Below are 17,052 nucleotides of genomic sequence, written 5' to 3'. Positions count from 1 at the left end.
GACGAGGTGTGGATTGAGTTTGAAGGGTGGTATTCAAAAAGCGTATGGATAAAGTCAGAGTAGTATTGGCAGATGATCATCCCATCGTATTGATGGGGGTGCGCGAGGTCGTAGAGGCCGAAGACAGCATTGTCGTGGTCGGTGAGGCAAAGAACTCCACCGAACTGGTCGAGCTTTACCAAAACCAAGCACCCGACATTGCGATTGCCGACTTCAATATGCCAGGTGACCAGGTCTACGGTGATGGCATCAAGTTGGTGGAGTATCTGCTTCGCAGTTATTCCAATACCCGTATCCTGATTTTCACGATGCTGTCCAACCCGCTTATCCTGTCCAGCCTCTACGATTTGGGCGTGTCCGGTGTGGTGCTGAAAAACGGCGACCGCAAGGAAATTCTAGTAGCGCTCCGGTCGATCATGCGCGGGAAGGTGTATCGCGGTGCCCACATGCAATCGGCCAATACGGTGATGACCAGCAAGGATGATACGCTGGGTCGGGTGGCGTCGTTGTCGGTCAAGGAATACGAGGTGCTGCGCCACTTCGTATCCGGCATGAGTGTCGGGGACATTGCCCAGATGCTTAACCGCAGTGTCAAGACGGTCAGCGCGCAAAAGATCTCCGCGATGCGCAAGTTGGAAGTCGATACTGACCAGGCGCTATTGCTCTTTTGTCTCAAGGCCAATCTCTTCAACTGAAGTGCCTGTGCCTACACGTATTTCACGGTCTTCAATCAGTGCCTCAAGCATAAGCCTGAGCGCAGACAGTGCGCAGTGACTTCGCTCGCGTTTTTTGAGCGATTGCTGGTGACTGCGGGCACTGTTTTATTGATTGCCACACAGCGCACCCGGCGCAGCCACATGACGCAGTGGCCTTGCGCGCGGATGGCTAAGAGGGACTGCCTTCGCGCAGTGCAGGCCGCAGATCGTGTGTCCCAGCCGGGCAGGTTGCGGATGTCGTCAGTGGATACCGCGCCGCCCTGGCTCTGGGAGTGGCCTTCAATTGAAGGTCACCATCATTTCTGCCGAGGCGTTGACTTCGCCCGTCGCCAGTTGGCTGCCGCCTGAGCACAACCGCCAGATGAACTGAGGCACGAAGGTTTTCAACAGTTCGGTATTGTTCAGATGGCCGATCCGTGTGCGCGACAGATCGAATTTCAGTCCGGTGCTGGCGCCGCAGGTGCCTGAGCCACTCAAGCCGCTCACCTCTCCAGTGATATAGGCCGCTGCCGGCACTGAGCCTGAAGCCCCCTGGTTGACGCCCAGCCAGGCTGGATTGCCTTCGTGCAGCCCGGATGTCGCCCTGAACTGGAGGTTTACATCGACCGAGATCGCACCATCGGCTTCCTGGTTGCAGCTCACGCCTGCCTGCATGCTCTTGCGGCTCAGTTCGCTGTGCGCGATGAGATTCTTGCCCACCTGGCCAAAGTTGATGATTGCAGGTGCGCTGACTGTGCAATCGATGGTGGAAATGCGCAGATCGAGACCGCCGGGCAAAATCTGCTGGTTCTTACGGGTAGAGGGAAGCGACGCATGGCTGACTGCCCACATCGGCGGCAGAGGAATACTGCCTGCTGCCTGCTGCGTGCCGTCCGCAACCATGACCCAACTGCCTGCCAGCGTCACGTTGATGGGCTCGCCACCTCTGTATATACCGCTGCAGATACCGCTCAGGATGCAGGGTGTCAGCGCCCAGGCCCTTCCAGAGGGTTCTCCAAGCGGTAACTGAAAACCATAACTGTTGGTGTAGCTGCCACTTGTTGTGGGTAACCCTATCGTGCCGCTGAACGGTGTTGGCGAGTCGACTCCACTGAGGGGAAAGGTGCCAATTACCTGGGTGCGTGGCACCAGTCCAACCCCGGTGGGCTGACCATTGCGCAGAATCGGGAATGCCCGGAAACCACCGATATTCATCAGCGTCGAGCTGGCCATGATGCTGCTGGCTGACGAATCCACGATGCCCGCCAATGGGGCAGTTTCAGAGGCGCTGCCATTGTTGCCGGTATGCTGCAGCGTCGCGTTGAATGGCAGTCCTTCCCAGATGATTCCGCTGCCCTTGCCGATGGTGATGGTTTCAGCCAGCAGAGTGGCGGGCGCCAGCAGTAACGCCAACAGCCATGCAGGGCCGGGTACTGGCGAGGCGGTTGCCTTGTGGGGCGACTGAGTATTCATGGCAAGCTCACTTCGTGTAGGGATGACCGTAGCGAAAGATGGCGCTCGTCATCGATGCGATAACAGGTTGTCGACTGGCTGCGAATCGGGCCTTTCTGATCCTCTGGGCGCTGCTCGCTGAAATCGAAATGCGCTTCGCATTGCTGATCTTCTGCCGTGCCCCAACGCGCGCGCAGCGTGCCGCTCTCAGGCAATCCGTTCATGTAGACCTGCCCGGCATCACCGACGATGCCCCGATCCGCCTCGCCGTGGTTTGAGGGCTCGACCGCCACGCTGGTGCCGAAGGGCAGGGGCTGACCCTGATACGTCAGGGTGAGCAGTGCCTGCAGACCGATGCGCGTGGCAAAGTTGGCCAGCACCACGGCGCCCTTGGTCGGGTACACATTCACGGTCGATTGGGTCAGGTCGACATCGTCCGGCAACGTCGACGGATTGAGGCTGATCGCGTTGCTCTGGTAGTTCGACAGATAAGGCACCACGGCATAGCCACGACTGTCCGTTGTTACCCCGCCATTCATGACGCTGGTGCCAGCTGCGCCGGGCGCGCTGACCACTGCGATCGAATCTCCGGTCGATTGACTCAGGGTCATGCCTTGAGGATGCACGACCACAGCGCCATTGCCGTTGAGATTGAGCGAACGGTAGCTATCGCTGTAGCTGTAGCCCAGGTTGGCTGCGCCGTTGCTGCCCTGATAACCCAGGTTCAGGTTACTGCTGCTGGCTTTTTCGTCCTGGTTGGAACGGTTGTGACTGACGTTCCATGACAGGCGACCCTGCCCATCGCTGCCGCTCAGACCCACTTGCTGTTGCAGTTCGCCATCGTTGCGCCGGCTGATCTGATAGGTGGCGCGACTGTTTCTGAGGCTTGCCCGACCCGTGAACAGGTCCAGTGGCGCCTGCAGGGTCAGCGCGATCTGACGGGTTTCCGGCCAGGAATTGTCTTGCCGCTGAACCCGACTGACGCTGTATGCAAGGCCGTAGTTGATGCCGTGGAAGCTGGTGCTGTAACCCGCGGCGATATTGGTGTTGACCTCGTCGTTGCCCCAGTAGTCATAACGCGAGTGCGACAGGTACAGGGCCCCCCAGGCATTCAACTGTTGATTGATGCGTGCCTGGAAACTCGAACGCTGTCTTGCCAGGGTCCAGGGCAATTGGCCTGGTGTCAGCTCATAACCCGCGTTGTTGAAGTCGGCAAAACTGTAGTAGTCGCGGGTTGAATAGCGGTAGGCGGCCAGATCGATCGAGGTGCCGGTCGTGATGACGTTTTTGGCGTAGCGCACTCGGTAGGAGTTGCCCGTCCTGAGCCCTTCGTTGTCATCGAGTCTGGCACGTGCCGCTGTGACATCGGCCGACAGGGCGCCCAGAGAGCCCATCGATAAACCGATGCCACCGGCAGCCGACAGATAGTCATCGGCCACCAGTGTCCCGCCATAAAGTGTGAAGTTGTGCGGCAGGCCGTAGATCAACGTACCCAGCACGAAGGGCGCTTCGCGAGAGTGCAGGGTGACGCCGCCGTCGTAACGACCGGCGGTGATCTCGAATCGCGAAACGTAGGGGCGCAGCATGACCGGCAAAGAGGAGCTGGCGATGGTCTGCGTACGCACGCTGCCGTCTGCTTCGGTGATCGTGAGGAGCAAGTCGCCCCCGAGCCCGGTTTGATGCAGATCATTGATGCGGAAGGCACCGGGAGCGACATAGGTCTGGTAGATCACATTGCCATTTTGCGTGATGGTTACGCGCGCGTTGGTGTTGGCGATTCCGCTGATCATGGGCGCGAAGCCACGCTGATTGATCGGTAGCATCTGATCGTTCGAGTTGAGCCTCACGCCCTTGAACGCAATGCTGTCGAATACATCGTTACCCGTGCTGGTTTCACCAATGGCAAGCTCCGCCCGCCACGGCTGTATGTCGGTTTGCAGGTAGGTATTGGAAAAGTCGCTGGTATGCGTTCGCAAGCCGGGTTGGCCGCTGCTGTGTCCCTTGTTGTAGGTGTAGATGTATTGGCTGCGAAGGCGCCAGTTTTCCCAGTTGGCGCCGCTGCGCAGGCTCAGAAACAGATTGTCCTGCGTGCTGTCAGGGCTTCCATTGCCCAGGCTCTGCCAGTTTCGCCCGCCGCTTAGCGAATAGTTCAGCACCATGGCCGGCACCCCCTGATCCCAGAGCGATGGGTCGCTGTAACCTGCCGCGCTGGGTTTCAGGGCAATTTGTGGAATGCTCAAATCCAGTCGAAGTTGCGGAAAATCCAGGCTGAAGAAGGCATCCGGGATCACGGATGCAAGGTCATCGAGCGGTGCATCCCTGGGCAGTGTTCTGAGCGTCGGCAGGGCGGATGTGTTGACGCCCAGCTCATCGAGCAGGGCGGGTGTGATCATCGGGATGATCTTTCCTTGCGCATCGGGTTTGAAGTCCAGCGCGTAGTCACCCTTGGCAATCTGGTTCACATAGAGGGTGACAAGATAGTTGCCCGCCGGGATATGGCCGGAATTCTCGAATGCGCTCAGGTCGGTGGTGACGCTCTGCCCGTCGATTGAAAGCAGGCGCGGGTCGAAGTATTCCTTGCCCCATGCCGGAATGATGGCGCAGACCAGCCATGCTGAGAGCGCCCGCGCCATGATCGTTCCACTGTGGCTGTTCTTCATGTCGATATGTCCGTAACTGCTTGGGGGCTGTTGCCGTTTCACCGTGAGTCGGATTGCCGCGAGCACTGGCCTCCGGCTAGCGCAGCAACGACAGCGCGGTGGCATTTCCCGTACGTTCTTGCGCGACCGCAAACCAAGCGACAACAGGCCCAGGTAATTGCGCATTGGGCATCGCACGCCCCCTAAAGGGCCTGCTGGCTTTCCGGTGTTTCCCAGTTGCCTTCGTCAATCAATCGCCACTTCACGCTGGCGTCGCGTTCCGCTGCTGATGGGATGGCGTAGTGCTGCTCCGCCATGGGCGGAACCATGAGGCGCAAATCAGCTGCCTCATAGGTGAAGCTGCCGAGGCTGAGGGCGGCGAACGTCAACCAGTACGGCGTTGGGTTGATCGCGATGAGCCTGTCGCCTTCCCGACGAAATCTGAGTTGCCGTGACGCATTGGCAATGGCTTTTTCAGCCAGCCCAGCGGGGCGATAGAAGAGCTTCAGGTTGCTGACGACCGTCATTACCACGTGATTCGCGCCTTGCGTTGCGAGCTGTGCCGGCAGGGCACGCAATGACACGAAGAAGATCGATTCCCGATCCTTCGGCAGTGCTTCTCCGGTGTAACGGATGCGCAATACGTGCTCGCTATGGGTCTCCAGGCGAGAGAGGGGAGGTGTCACGATAAATGGCATTTTGGGCTCTCCTGCCCATGTCAGATCCACGCTGCCTGTCTCGGGGGAAACCGGCCGGACCCAGGCTTGCACCAGATAGGCGCTGTCACTCGTGTTGTGGATGTTGAGCGAAACGCCTTTGCTGGCGTGGGCCGGATAAATGATGCGCAGTTGTGAAAAAGACAGACCCGTCCGAGCCTGCTGCAAGGACGGGGCAGTGCTGCTATCGACAGCTGCGGCCTGTACCGGCGAAGTCGCCGCTGCAGTGGTCAGCAAAAGACCGAGTGCGAATGTCAGGGCGCCTTTCATGGTTGTTTCCATTGAGCGTTGGCGATGCACGGCGGCGACAGGCCGCCGTGGTCGGTAATGGCTTGCCATTGCACCTGGCCGGCTGGCATTGAGAGGGGAAAACCTGCGCTGGCATGCGGCGCGAGCATGGGCTCCAGGTCGGCAAGATCGAGCGTCTTGCCGGCGACGATCAGGGTGCCCAGGGTGATGTAGTAGGGCGTCGGGTTATGAGCGTGCAGCGTCTGGTTCGTGTGCCGGAACTGCAGCCGGCAGATCGCATCTGCGTGCGAGGGTGTCAGGCTGGCGGGGCGGTAGAACAGCTTGGTCATGAAGCGGATACCCAGCGACAGCTTTGCATTCTTCCGGTCATTGAATGTATCTGCGGTTTGCGCAGGAACCGCGGTGATCGCCAGGTAGAACACCGATTCCCTGTCCTCGGGAAGTGCTGCTCCCTGATACAGCACCCGCAGCAATTGCTCGCTCTTGCCAGGCAACAGCAGCAGCGGCGGGGTGACCATGAACGGCGCTGCGGAGGTGTCGTCGATACCCGTCTGCACGCGGCTTTGCACCAGATAACGCGTTGAGCCTGCGTTCTTGATCGACAGGCTCTGAGCGTGCTCACTGGCGGGGAAGATGAGACGGGTTTGCCCCAGACTGATGCCGCCAGCAGGGGAGGCCAGGAGGCAGGGTGAGAGCGTCAACAACAGCCAGCCTGCCAGGGAGCGTTCGACGTGCATGCTCAATGCTCCTGATCGTCCGGGCGTCATTGATAAATGAAGTCAAACAGGACAGTGGCTGACACCTGGCCTGGCTGAATGGCCGTGCAGGCGTTGCCGCAGCTAAGGCCGGCATGGAACGTCAGTGTTCGCCCCAGAGGCAGCGTACCAATGGGGCCCAGATTCAGAACGCTGCCGTTCTGAAGCGCCGGGTTGGCGTAAGCCGGTAGGCTATCGGTGTTGTACAGCACGACACCCACGCCGGCGGTAGCGGCATCGCTTCCACTGTTGCGAAACAGCCACTTGCCCTTGCTGATCCCCTCGCCCGTGATCCTGATTTTCGGTGCCAGACCGAACTGCTGGGGGTTGCCGGTGCAGCTATCGACGGTCAGTGAAAACGGCTTGGCCAGGAGCAGGCGATTGGGCGTCAGGTCATTGAGCGTGACAGCGCCCAGCGCAAGTGTGTCCGTGCTCAGGCTGATCGCGCAGCTGGCTTCGACCAGCGTCGCGGAAAACCTCAATTGTGTAGGCGCTGCAAACGCGCACGTGCTACCGAGCAGTACCAGTGCGCCGATCTCAATGCAGTTCAGCACGATGCGCATCGAAACCACCGTAGTCGTTGATCGTTGTCCAGAGCACCTCGCCGGAGGGCTTTTGCACCGCCCATACATGGCTGGAGTAAGGTGCCAGCATGCGTTGTTCGGGCGTGGAGAGCGGCAGACTCTCGCCATTGACCGTCACATTGTTGAGGCTGACGAAGAAGGCGGAGGGGTTGCTGATTTCCAGCTCATGCTCGCGGCGCTTGAAGTGCAGATTCTTCTGCGCCTCTGTCGATGAGCCGGGTAACCCCGTGGGCCGATAAAACAGTTTGATGATGTTGCCCACGCCGAACTGCACCATGCCTTTGATCCCTGATGCTGCAACGAGCTCGCCGGGTTTTTCGCTGGCCGGGATGGCGGTGGTGTAAAAGTAAAAGACCGATTCGCGGTCCGTCGGTAGTGGCTGATCGAGAAATGCGATACGCACCTGGTTGGTGCTCTGCGCCTCCAGTCGAAACAGCGGCGGAGTGACCATGAATGGCGCCTTTGCCGGCTTGTCCTGCGTCTGGCTGACAAGTGCTTGAACCAGCCAGGGTTTATCGACCTGCGTGTTACGCAAGGTGACCGAAATGCTTTGCTCACCCTGGGGGTAGATCAGGCGGGTTGCATTGATGCCGAAGCCATCGGCCCGCGCTGCAGTGATGGCAGCCAGCGACAGCACCAGCGTCGTGATCAGCGGGCGTGCGGCGAAATAATTCATGAGCGTTTTACACTCCCTGCAAGTGAGGCCGTCCCGATACAAGCGTTCCTGCGCCTCGAGCGTTGGGCATACGCAAGGCCAGCCGATGGATCGGCTCGGCTCGAGTGATCGACACGTGTCCAGGGGCTTCGCCCGCTGGCCGGAAGTCACAGGCGGCGCGCCGTGGCGTGCTCGCTGGACGTCAGACGGCGGATCCGCATCCCGACGCAATACTCAGCGGCGATGCCTGGCAGGCTGCTTGATAGAACAAGGGGCCGTGCCCAGGTATCAGCGCAGATAAACCAGAGGGCTCGACTGCACGACGCGTTTAGCGTATGGCGCCACATGCTGTGCGGTTCATGCGCGGTATCTGGCCCGCGCATGAACCTGCCCGATCAGCTTTCTGCTCAGTTGTAAGCGAAAGAGAACAGGATCGGCGCGTGCACAGTACCGGTTTGCGCGGTCGCCGAAGAGGACGCCAGGCCCGCCTGCAAGGCAATCTCCTGACCGTTGAAGTCGCTCAGGGCTGGCGGTGTGCCTGCCGTGGTGTTCAGGATGCTGTCACCGGCCGAAATATAGGCGGTTGGGGTTGCCACCGGGGCGATCATCACGCCGACGTTGCCGTTGTCGCCGGCACTGCCCTGGAAGATGCTGTTGAAGCCCGCGAGGGTTTGGCCGCTTACCAGCAGGCTGGCCTGCTCACCGGCCAGCGGAGTACCGGCGCAATCGTTCAGGCTGACGGTGAACTGCTTGATACTGCCTGTGACGGGCGTGGAGGCAGCTGTAAAGTCGGCCGGCGCCCAGTTGCCCAGATCGAGAGCGGTTTTGGACAGGCTGACATCGCAGGTGACCTTCACCACATTACCGGTAATGGTGATCTCTGCGTTGCTGGCTGCCTGGGCGGAGCCCATCGCGGCGAGAAGAGCCAAAGCAATAAATGATTTACGCATAACGATTTCCTTTCGGTTGTGAAATGGCTGCGACATTCGGGTGTTCGTACGGCGTTGGCTGTTCATCAGAGCCGGTGACGCATGTCGGCAGCGCATCTGGCCTGTCTGCAATGGGCGGTACAGGGCAGTGGTTGTCGTAGATCACCAGCCGATGCAGCCGCGCTACTTTCGCGTTGTGACCGATCGGTCGGGAATAAGAAAATTCTTATTCCATAGGAATTTTCTTATTTGTCTGTAAGGGGGCGCGGGAGTCTGTCGCGTTCATTTACCCGTGGCGCTCGTTGAAATCGTTGGCTCGAGTGCAGGTGCTGTTGACGATTTATCGCGAGGCGCGTTGCTGCGACAGATAAACTTCAAGGGCACAAAGTTTATTTGCAAAGTTTCATTGGGTATCTTCTTAATACAAAGGTCGTGCTGCGCAGGTCTAAGAAATTTCCTAAAAAAACAAAGCAATGCGTCATTCAGAATCTTCTTAAATACGTGTCGTGCTTTTCCCATGACAATTCGCTCACCAACTCCTGACGTACTTCGGTTGCTCCGGAGTTTGGATCTAGTGACTAATCCATAGGAATGTATACACATGAAACTGAATCGCATTGCACTGGCTACTCTGATGGCTATCGGTGTTGCTACTGCCGCTAATGCTGCTGACCAGGGTTCGGGCAAAGTGACCTTCGTTGGTTCGATCATCGACGCGCCTTGCTCCATCGCTCCTGAGTCCCTGGACCAGACCGTTTCCCTGGGTGCTGTTTCCAACGTCGCTCTGGCCGATGGCGGTGCTTCCACTCCGGTTGCCTTCAGCATCGAGCTGACCGACTGCGCCGTTCCGGTCGCTGGTGTCAAGGACACCGTCACCGTCACCTTCACTGGTACCGAGTCCACCTACCCGTCGGGTGCCGGCAACCTCGGCCTGCTCGGCAGCGCCTCGGGTGCCTTCATCGAGCTGGCCACTGCTGACAGCACTCGTGTTGAGCTGAACACCGCCACTGCTGCTCGTCAGATCGCTGATGGCGCCAACGCCACTCTGTCCTTCACTGCCAAGCTCAAAGGCGCTGGCACTGGCATCGACGTGGTTCCGGGTAGCTTCCAGGTACCGGCCAACTTCGTCCTGGCCTACCAGTAAGCCGCTTGCCGTCTTCCTGACGGCGACGAATAACCTGCGGCAGTCCTTCCTTGTCGCAGGTTTTTTTTGAGTGCGTGGAGCAGGTCAGATGAGATCGACTCATGACGTATCGCCCCGCGTGGCGCAATGCCTGTTGATGTTTGGGGTCCTGGTGCTTTCGAGCGGTGCTCAGAGTGCCGAAATCATTGGGCGCGGCTACGTCGGCATGACGGGCTCCATTCTGGAGGCGCCTTGCGACATTGAAGTGGGCGACCGTGACCAGGCCTTGGTCATGGATACCTTTCCCCTCAGTGAGCTCGCGCTCGCCGGGCGTGGCCCGCAACGAGATTTTTCCATTCGCCTGGTTGGCTGTTATCCCGGGCGTACCGACCTCGAGTCGGATCGGCGGCGCTTTGCCGTGACCTTCGATGGTCAGCAAGAGCGCGATTACTTTGGCGTTATCGGCAGTGCCCAGGGCATCGCTCTGGTGATCCGCGATGCGCTTGGCGCTGTGGCTGAGCCCGGACGCCCTTTGCCTGAGCGCGCGCTCGCCTCGGGTGAAAAACAACTGGATTACACCGTGGCAGTGGTCGCCAACCAGCAACCACTTCGAGCGGGTGATTACCGCTCTGTTATCCGTTTCAAGATGGATTACTACTAAAGGGGTCATTTCATGGCGCGGAATCTTTCCCGCTCCCTTCTTGCTGTTTCCATAAGCCTTGGTTTGGGTGCGCTGGTTGGAGCTGTCGGTGCTGTTCAGGCAAAAGAAATTCGTTTCAACACGGATATTCTCGATAGCAAGGATCGTGAAAACATCGATCTGAGCGTATTCAACCAGAAGGGTTTTATCCTGCCCGGCACTTATGAACTGGCGATCAAACTCAATGGCGTAACCATGCCGGCACGTAGCGTGTCCTTCATGGCGCCGGAAGATGATCCCAAAGGCAGCGAGGCGTGCCTGACCCCTGAGCTGGTCGAGCTGATCGGTCTTACCGCCAGCGCCCAGAAAACCCTGACCTGGTGGAGCGGCGAGCAGTGCCTGGCGCTGAGCAGCCTTGACGGCATGTCCGTCACGGGTGACATCGGTGCCGGCGTGCTCAGCATGAGTGTCCCGCAAGCCTATATCGAGTACAGCAGTCCGAACTGGGATCCGCCTGCGCGGTGGGAAGAGGGTGTTGCCGGCCTGCTGCTGGACTACAACGTCAACGCGCAGAACCAGTGGCAGGACCGCGATGGTACTCGCAACCAGAGCATCGGTGGCATCGGGGTGGTGGGCGCCAACATCGGTGCATGGCGCCTGCGTGCCAACTGGCAGGCGCGCCATCAGTCCGGCTCCGGGCGTGGCAGCGAGGATACCTTCGACTGGACCCAGTACAACGCGTACCGCGCCATTGCGCCGCTGCGCGCCAAGCTGACGGTGGGCGAGGACTACCTCTATTCCGATGTGTTCGACAGCTTCCGCTTCCTCGGCGCCAGCCTGGTGACCGACGACAACATGCTGCCGCCCAACCTGCGTGGCTATGCCCCGGAAGTGACCGGCGTCGCCCGTACCAACGCCAAGGTGGTGATCAGCCAGCAGGGCCGCGTCATCAAGGAAGTGCTGGTACCGGCCGGTCTGTTCCGCGTCCAGGATCTGGACAGCGCGGTGGCGGGCAAGCTCGACGTGCGCGTCGAAGAAGCCGACGGCAGCACGCAGAATTTCCAGGTCGATACCGCGTCCATTCCGTACCTGACCCGTCCAGGCCAGTTGCGCTACAAGCTCATGGGCGGCCGGCCGACTGACTGGGACCACAATGTCAACGGTCCGTTGTTCGCCGGTGGCGAGTTCTCCTGGGGTGTGACCAATGGCTGGTCGCTTTACGGCGGCGCGCTGACCAGCAACGACTACAACGCCCTGTCGGCTGGTATCGGTCGTGACCTGATGGCCTTTGGTGCACTGTCTGCGGACGTTACTCACTCCAGTGCCGATCTGCCGGAGGCCGGCAAGCTGACCGGGCGTTCCTATCGCCTGAGCTATTCCAAGCGCTTCGACGAAACCAACAGCCAGGTGACGTTCGCCGGCTACCGCTTCTCGGACGACACCTTCCTGTCGATGTCCGATTACGTCAGCGCACTGGACAGCCCCGGTGGTCAGGTGCTGTCGCGTGGCAAGGAACTCTACACCGTCAGCTTCAACCAGCAGTTCCCCGACCAGAAGACCAGCGTCTACTTCAACGTCAACCACCAGACCTACTGGAACCGCGGCGCGTCGGACCGCTACAACCTGTCGGTCGCACGCTATTTCGACTTCGGCGAGTACCGCAACGTCAGCCTGTCACTGACCGCCTACCGCAATCAGGACAGAAGCAACGAGCGCGATCAGGGCATGTACCTGTCACTGACCATGCCCTGGGGCAAGGGCGGCACCGTCGGCTACAACGGTTCGTTCAGTGCGGGCAGCCACAGCAACGCGGCCACCTATTCCGACCGTGTGAACGAGGCGGATTACTACCAGGTTCGCGCCGGTGAGACGGACGGCAAGTCCGATGTCGGTGGCTATTACTCGCACCGCGGCACCTACGCCCAGGTCGATGCCACGGCCAGTGCCGTCGGCAGTCAGTATCGCCAGGTCGGTGTGTCGATGGTCGGTGGTGCAACCCTGACGGCTGAAGGGGGAGCCCTGCACCGGGTCAATACCCTCGGTGGTACCCGGATGCTCGTGGACACCGATGGCGTGGCCGATGTACCGGTCGGCGGTTATGGCAGCTCGGTGAGAACCAACCACTTCGGCAAAGCTGTGGTCACGGACATCAGCAGCTATTACCGCAACAGCGTGCAGATCGATGTCAACAAACTGCCGGAAAACGCCGATGCCACGGCCTCGGTGGTGCAGGGCACGCTGACCGAAGGCGCCATTGGCTACCGTCACTTCGACGTGATCTCCGGGGCCAAGGCCATTGCCGCGATCCGTCTTGGTGATGGGTCCACACCGCCCTTCGGCGCCGCCGTGCTCAATGCCCGGCAGCAGGAAGTGGGCATGGTGACCGATGCCGGCGAAGCCTACCTCACCGGACTCAAGCCAGGTGACACCTTCACCGCACACTGGGCGGGTCGTGAGCAATGCCGCATGACCATCCCGAATGATTTGCCCGCAGACATGGCCACTACACTTCCCTTGTCTTGCATCAAGGGTTGACCCGTCGCCACGACGCCAATGAACAGTGAAAGGCACGCCGAGCGGGACTCAAAACAACCCTCGGCGTCGCCCTCAGGAGTAAAGATGAACATGAAACAGACTGTAATCACCGGCCTGCTGGCCATCATGGCGGTCGCCACCGTGGCGCCGCAGGCTCAGGCGGCCATCGCTCTGGATCGTACCCGGGTGATCTTCCCCGGTAACGAAAAGTCGGTCAGCCTCACCGTGCGCAACCAGAACACCGAACTGCCCTACCTGGCGCAGGGCTGGCTGGAGAACGAGGAGGGCGTCAAGCTCGATAACCAGAGCCCCTTTGCCGTGCTGCCACCCGTGCAGCGCGTCGAACCCGACAGCCAGACCCAGGTGAAAATCCAGGCGCTGCCGGGTGCCAGCCAGCTGCCGCAGGACCGTGAGTCGCTGTTCTACTTCAACCTGCGCGAGATTCCGCCGCAGAGCGACAAGCCCAACGTCCTGCAGATCGCCCTGCAGACCCGTATCAAGATGTTCTACCGCCCCACTGAACTGGCCGCAGAAGCCGCCAAGCAGCAGGCCATCCCGTTCCAGGAAAAAATCACCCTGGAAAAAACAGGCGACAGCTACACCGTCAAGAACCCGAGCCCGTACTACGTCACCCTCGTCGGGGCCAGCGCCAAGAAAGGCGGCGACGTGGTCGATGGGTTCGAGCCCCTCATGGTTCCGCCGCTGGGTAGCGCCAAACTCGGTGGCAGCGCCGCCGCACTCGGCGCCACGCCGGTGCTCGTGTACGTCAACGATTACGGCGGTCAGCCCGTGCTGACATTCCGCTGCAACGGCACGAGCTGCAGCGTCGATGAAACCAAGCGCAGCCAGTAACGAACAGCCAGCAGGCAGGATGCCACCTGCTGGAAACTTCAATGCACAAGCAGGCCAGGCCAGGGTTATTTCTGGTTGGTTTGGCCCCTGTCTACGTCAGGTTGAGTGATGACCAGGTTTTCCAAGCAGAGCCCCATGCGCAGGTGGGTCAAGGGTGTATCCCGTGTGACTGTCTGTGTCGCCATGGGCATGGCGTGTTCGCTGCAACAGGCGAGCGCGCTCACCCATTACGTCACGGTCAAGGCCATCATTCTCGACGGGCCACGCTGCTCCATCGTGGGTAATGCGGCCGGGCGTATCGACGTGCCCTTTGGCGACACCCTGCGCACCGACATGATCGACGGTGTCAATTACGAGAAGCCGATCCCCTTCAGCCTGAGTTGCTCGGGTAGCCCATCCACCTTGCGCTTCAAGTTCTCGGGTAATACCGGCGCCACGTTCGACCCCAATGTGCTGGCAACCAGTTTTCCTGACCTGGGCGTGCGCTTGCTCAAGCCCGATGGCAGTGCCCTGAACCTCAACGACGAATTCGCCGTGACCGTCATCGGCGCGCCCGCTTTCAAGGCCGTACCGGTACAGCGCCCTGGGGCCACTTTGCCAACCGGTAGTTTTTCAGCCTCGGCAACACTGACGATGGAGGTTCAATGAACATGCTGATTGATCAATGCTCCTTTAAACGCGCCGCTTTGAGCATGGCGCTGCTTCTCGGCACGCTTGCTTGCGCCGCCTCCGCTCAGGCCATCGACGTCTCCTTCACCGGCAAGCTGATTGATCCGCCACCGTGCGTGATCAACGGCAACACCGATATCAGCGTGGACTTTGGCAATGACATGCTGGCTGGGCGGATCGATGGCGTGAATTATGAGCGCCCGATCAATTTTACGCTGGACTGCACCAAGGCAGCCGCCATCAACCGTAGTGCGCTCAAATTACAGTTCGTAGGTGATCCTGCCACAGCCATCAAGCCACTTACGCTGGCTACGACCAAGACCGATTTGGCGATTGAGCTGCGCAGGGATGGCGGCTTGTCGATGCCATTGAACACATGGGTTCATTTTGATTACCCGGCTGTACCCACATTTACCGCCATCCCCATCAAGAAAGTCGGCAGCACCCTGAGCGGTGGCACTTTCACGGCAGCCGCCACGCTGCTGGTCGACTATGATTGAGGACGCAGAAATGAAAGCGAATCACATTTCAGGCTTGCTTTGGCTGGCCCTGGCTGTCGCCAGTGGTGCCCAGGCCGTGCAGGTCAACTTCTCTGGCGGGTTGGTCGAGTCCATCCCGTGCACCATCAATAACAATGACGTGATCCGGTTGGACTTCGGTAACGGCGTGATCATACGCAACCTCGATGGTGAAAATTACAGCAAACCCATCAATTACCAGATCGTCTGCGATGCGCCCGGCACGGTCCGTCTGACCCTTCAAGGGACGGAAACACTGTTCGATGATGCGGCAATCCAGACCAACGTCGTCGGCCTGGGCATTCGCATCAACGTAGGGGGGCAGCCGTTCACGCTCAATACGCCAATCGTCGTCAATCCTGCGAGCCTGCCTGCACTGGTGGCCGTGCCGGTGGCTGACCCGGGCAATACCCCGGAAACAGGCGTATTCAATGCCACCGCCACCCTGATGGCCGACTACCAATAGGAGCGCGCACGATGACTCAATGGCACACCCCAAACCGCGCCAAGCGCGCCGGCCTGGCGCTGGCGCTGGTATCGCCGCTGCTATTTGGCGGCCCCGCGCAGGCGGCAGACAACCTTGAATTTACCGGTGCGTTGGTCGAGGCAGCCTGCAACCTGCGTGCGGGTGACGACGATATCGAGCTGAACTTCAACACCGTGATCGACCGCTACCTGTACCGCTATGGCGAGACGCCGGTTCGTGCGTTCTCGCTGCACCTGGACGACTGCGACAACAGCGTACTGACCGGCGTCAAGTTGACTTTCAAAGGTACGGAAAGCACCGAGCTGCCTGGTTTTCTGGCGTTCGATGGCGGCAGTACGGCAAGCGGCGTGGTTGTCGGCCTGCAGACTGCAGGTGGGCAACCGCTACCGATCAACGATACCAGCGGCATGTCCCTGACGCTGCCATCCGGCAACCTGATTATTCCGCTGCAGGCCTACCTCAAGGCAGAGCCCACGGCGCAGAACACTCAGGCAATAGAACTGGGCAACTTCAAAGCCACGGCGGAGTTTTTGCTGACCTATCAGTGAGATCACGTAATGCATGAGTGCATCGTGCCGGTTGCGGCAAAGGGAAAGGCAACTGTCGTCAGGGTTTTAACGTTACCGGCAGCGGGGACACCGTGATCCGCTGTTGGCCAGAGAACACAGCGTCATTGTTCGCGTCGGTACGTGGGCAGAGGTTTGATGAAGTATGAAAAAACTATTTAGCAACAGGCTCAGTTACCTGGTCGCGACCTTCGTTTCTGGCGTGTTGTTGTCCGTCGCCAGTGATCTGCAGGCTGCCTCCTGGGGTGCTGTGGAAAACGCTACTCCATTCAATGGCTATGGAACATTTCTATGGGGCTGGCCCTCGGAGTCGGACCACTCGCCCATTTGTTTTACTTCAGACGGCTGCATCGTGACGGTTGGGCCTTATGATCCTAGAGGCTCATTTCCATATGGTGCTCTCAACAACCCCTCTCTCATCGCTGAAAAAATAATCATTCAACAGGGCCAGACCACCTATGACGCTTATGTCAAGTGGGTTGCTCAACACGGCACCTCTGGTGGTTACACCCGGCAGATGTGGCCTTATAACGTTAGGCTGGAGACCACTTGCTATGCCTTCCAAGTGTTTGCGGGCTCTGGCTCGGGAACTCGGACAGGCCAGGTATTGCCAGGTGGGCAATGTGGCAAGGTGCCGCCGCCCAACCTGAGCTGTACGCTGAATCTCCCGTCTCAGATTGATCACGGCACTGTCACTACAGGAGAAACGTCGGTCAAGGAAGTCACCGGTACGGTCAACTGCAACCAATCGGTTAATGCGCAACTTTCCTCACAGTTCGTCAATGGCACGGTCTGGGTATCCGGCAAGCTGCTGTTCGATAACCAGTCCACCCGAAACCTGACGGTGAACGGAACCGCGAGCTTCACCCTGAAAAGCGAACTGACTGTAGAGGCCAATGCTCCGGCGGGGCCGGCTGAGCTGTATTTCCTGGTGTTTGCCGACTTCTACTGAGTGTCGTCCGGCATCCCCAAATCCGGCGGCTTGCTC

General features: G+C 59.6%; 17 protein-coding genes. 10 read left to right on the top strand and 7 right to left on the bottom strand.

Annotated elements, in window-relative coordinates; all coding sequences use genetic code 11:
* Positions 1-44: 44 nt before the first annotated feature.
* A complete protein-coding gene (locus tag INS93_RS22670) occupies positions 45-695 on the top strand; it encodes a response regulator (protein WP_192985616.1) in 651 nt (216 codons plus the stop codon).
* A gap of 300 nt (positions 696-995) precedes the next feature.
* Here INS93_RS22670 and INS93_RS22665 read toward each other — a convergent pair whose 3' ends face one another.
* From INS93_RS22665 to INS93_RS22635, 7 genes are all read right to left on the bottom strand, one after another.
* Positions 996-2,168, bottom strand: a complete 1,173-nt coding sequence (locus INS93_RS22665) for a hypothetical protein (RefSeq protein ID WP_192985615.1) — start codon at positions 2,166-2,168, stop codon at positions 996-998.
* Positions 2,165-4,807, bottom strand: coding sequence for a fimbria/pilus outer membrane usher protein (locus INS93_RS22660; protein WP_192985614.1), 2,643 nt, complete (start codon positions 4,805-4,807; stop codon positions 2,165-2,167). Before INS93_RS22660 ends, INS93_RS22665 begins: the two co-directional genes overlap by 4 nt.
* A 182-nt stretch (positions 4,808-4,989) precedes the next feature.
* Positions 4,990-5,772, bottom strand: a complete 783-nt coding sequence (locus tag INS93_RS22655; RefSeq protein ID WP_192985613.1) for a molecular chaperone — start codon at positions 5,770-5,772, stop codon at positions 4,990-4,992.
* Positions 5,769-6,488 (bottom strand): molecular chaperone, encoded by a 720-nt coding sequence (locus INS93_RS22650; RefSeq protein WP_192985612.1) that lies wholly within the window; start codon positions 6,486-6,488, stop codon positions 5,769-5,771. Before INS93_RS22650 ends, INS93_RS22655 begins: the two co-directional genes overlap by 4 nt.
* Positions 6,489-6,514: 26 nt before the next feature.
* Complete coding sequence (locus INS93_RS22645) at positions 6,515-7,069, bottom strand: fimbrial protein (protein ID WP_192985611.1); 555 nt, start codon at positions 7,067-7,069, stop codon at positions 6,515-6,517.
* Complete coding sequence (locus INS93_RS22640; RefSeq protein WP_192985610.1) at positions 7,044-7,766, bottom strand: molecular chaperone; 723 nt, start codon at positions 7,764-7,766, stop codon at positions 7,044-7,046. Before INS93_RS22640 ends, INS93_RS22645 begins: the two co-directional genes overlap by 26 nt.
* Before the next feature lie 386 nt (positions 7,767-8,152).
* The gene (locus INS93_RS22635; RefSeq protein ID WP_226945695.1) at positions 8,153-8,731 is read right to left on the bottom strand and encodes a fimbrial protein; all 579 of its coding nucleotides are present in this window, start codon (positions 8,729-8,731) and stop codon (positions 8,153-8,155) included.
* 544 nt (positions 8,732-9,275) lie between these two features.
* Between INS93_RS22635 and INS93_RS22630 the strand changes: the two genes are divergently transcribed.
* The 9 genes from INS93_RS22630 to INS93_RS22590 all read left to right on the top strand — a co-directional run bounded on the left by INS93_RS22630 (position 9,276) and on the right by INS93_RS22590 (position 17,016).
* Positions 9,276-9,818, top strand: coding sequence for a fimbrial protein (locus INS93_RS22630; RefSeq protein WP_192985609.1), 543 nt, complete (start codon positions 9,276-9,278; stop codon positions 9,816-9,818).
* A gap of 88 nt (positions 9,819-9,906) precedes the next feature.
* Positions 9,907-10,458 (top strand): fimbrial protein, encoded by a 552-nt coding sequence (locus INS93_RS22625; protein ID WP_192985608.1) that lies wholly within the window; start codon positions 9,907-9,909, stop codon positions 10,456-10,458.
* 12 nt (positions 10,459-10,470) lie between these two features.
* Positions 10,471-12,972, top strand: coding sequence for an outer membrane usher protein (locus INS93_RS22620; RefSeq protein WP_192985607.1), 2,502 nt, complete (start codon positions 10,471-10,473; stop codon positions 12,970-12,972).
* A gap of 90 nt (positions 12,973-13,062) precedes the next feature.
* The gene (locus INS93_RS22615) at positions 13,063-13,824 is read left to right on the top strand and encodes a fimbria/pilus periplasmic chaperone (protein ID WP_226945694.1); all 762 of its coding nucleotides are present in this window, start codon (positions 13,063-13,065) and stop codon (positions 13,822-13,824) included.
* 135 nt (positions 13,825-13,959) lie between these two features.
* The gene (locus INS93_RS22610; protein WP_192985605.1) at positions 13,960-14,472 is read left to right on the top strand and encodes a fimbrial protein; all 513 of its coding nucleotides are present in this window, start codon (positions 13,960-13,962) and stop codon (positions 14,470-14,472) included.
* A complete protein-coding gene (locus INS93_RS22605) occupies positions 14,469-14,993 on the top strand; it encodes a fimbrial protein (RefSeq protein WP_192985604.1) in 525 nt (174 codons plus the stop codon). Before INS93_RS22610 ends, INS93_RS22605 begins: the two co-directional genes overlap by 4 nt.
* Before the next feature lie 10 nt (positions 14,994-15,003).
* The gene (locus INS93_RS22600; RefSeq protein WP_192985603.1) at positions 15,004-15,477 is read left to right on the top strand and encodes a fimbrial protein; all 474 of its coding nucleotides are present in this window, start codon (positions 15,004-15,006) and stop codon (positions 15,475-15,477) included.
* Positions 15,478-15,488: 11 nt separating this feature from the next.
* The gene (locus INS93_RS22595) at positions 15,489-16,046 is read left to right on the top strand and encodes a fimbrial protein (RefSeq protein WP_192985602.1); all 558 of its coding nucleotides are present in this window, start codon (positions 15,489-15,491) and stop codon (positions 16,044-16,046) included.
* A 163-nt stretch (positions 16,047-16,209) separates the two neighbouring features.
* A complete protein-coding gene (locus tag INS93_RS22590) occupies positions 16,210-17,016 on the top strand; it encodes a hypothetical protein (protein WP_192985601.1) in 807 nt (268 codons plus the stop codon).
* The last annotated feature ends 36 nt before the right edge of the window (positions 17,017-17,052 follow it).

This window comes from Pseudomonas sp. EggHat1 (assembly GCF_014892995.1).
Lineage (GTDB): Bacteria > Pseudomonadota > Gammaproteobacteria > Pseudomonadales > Pseudomonadaceae > Aquipseudomonas > Aquipseudomonas chaetocerotis.
Note: the sequence above shows the minus strand (reverse complement) of the source record. Positions and strands in the feature narration are given on the sequence as shown.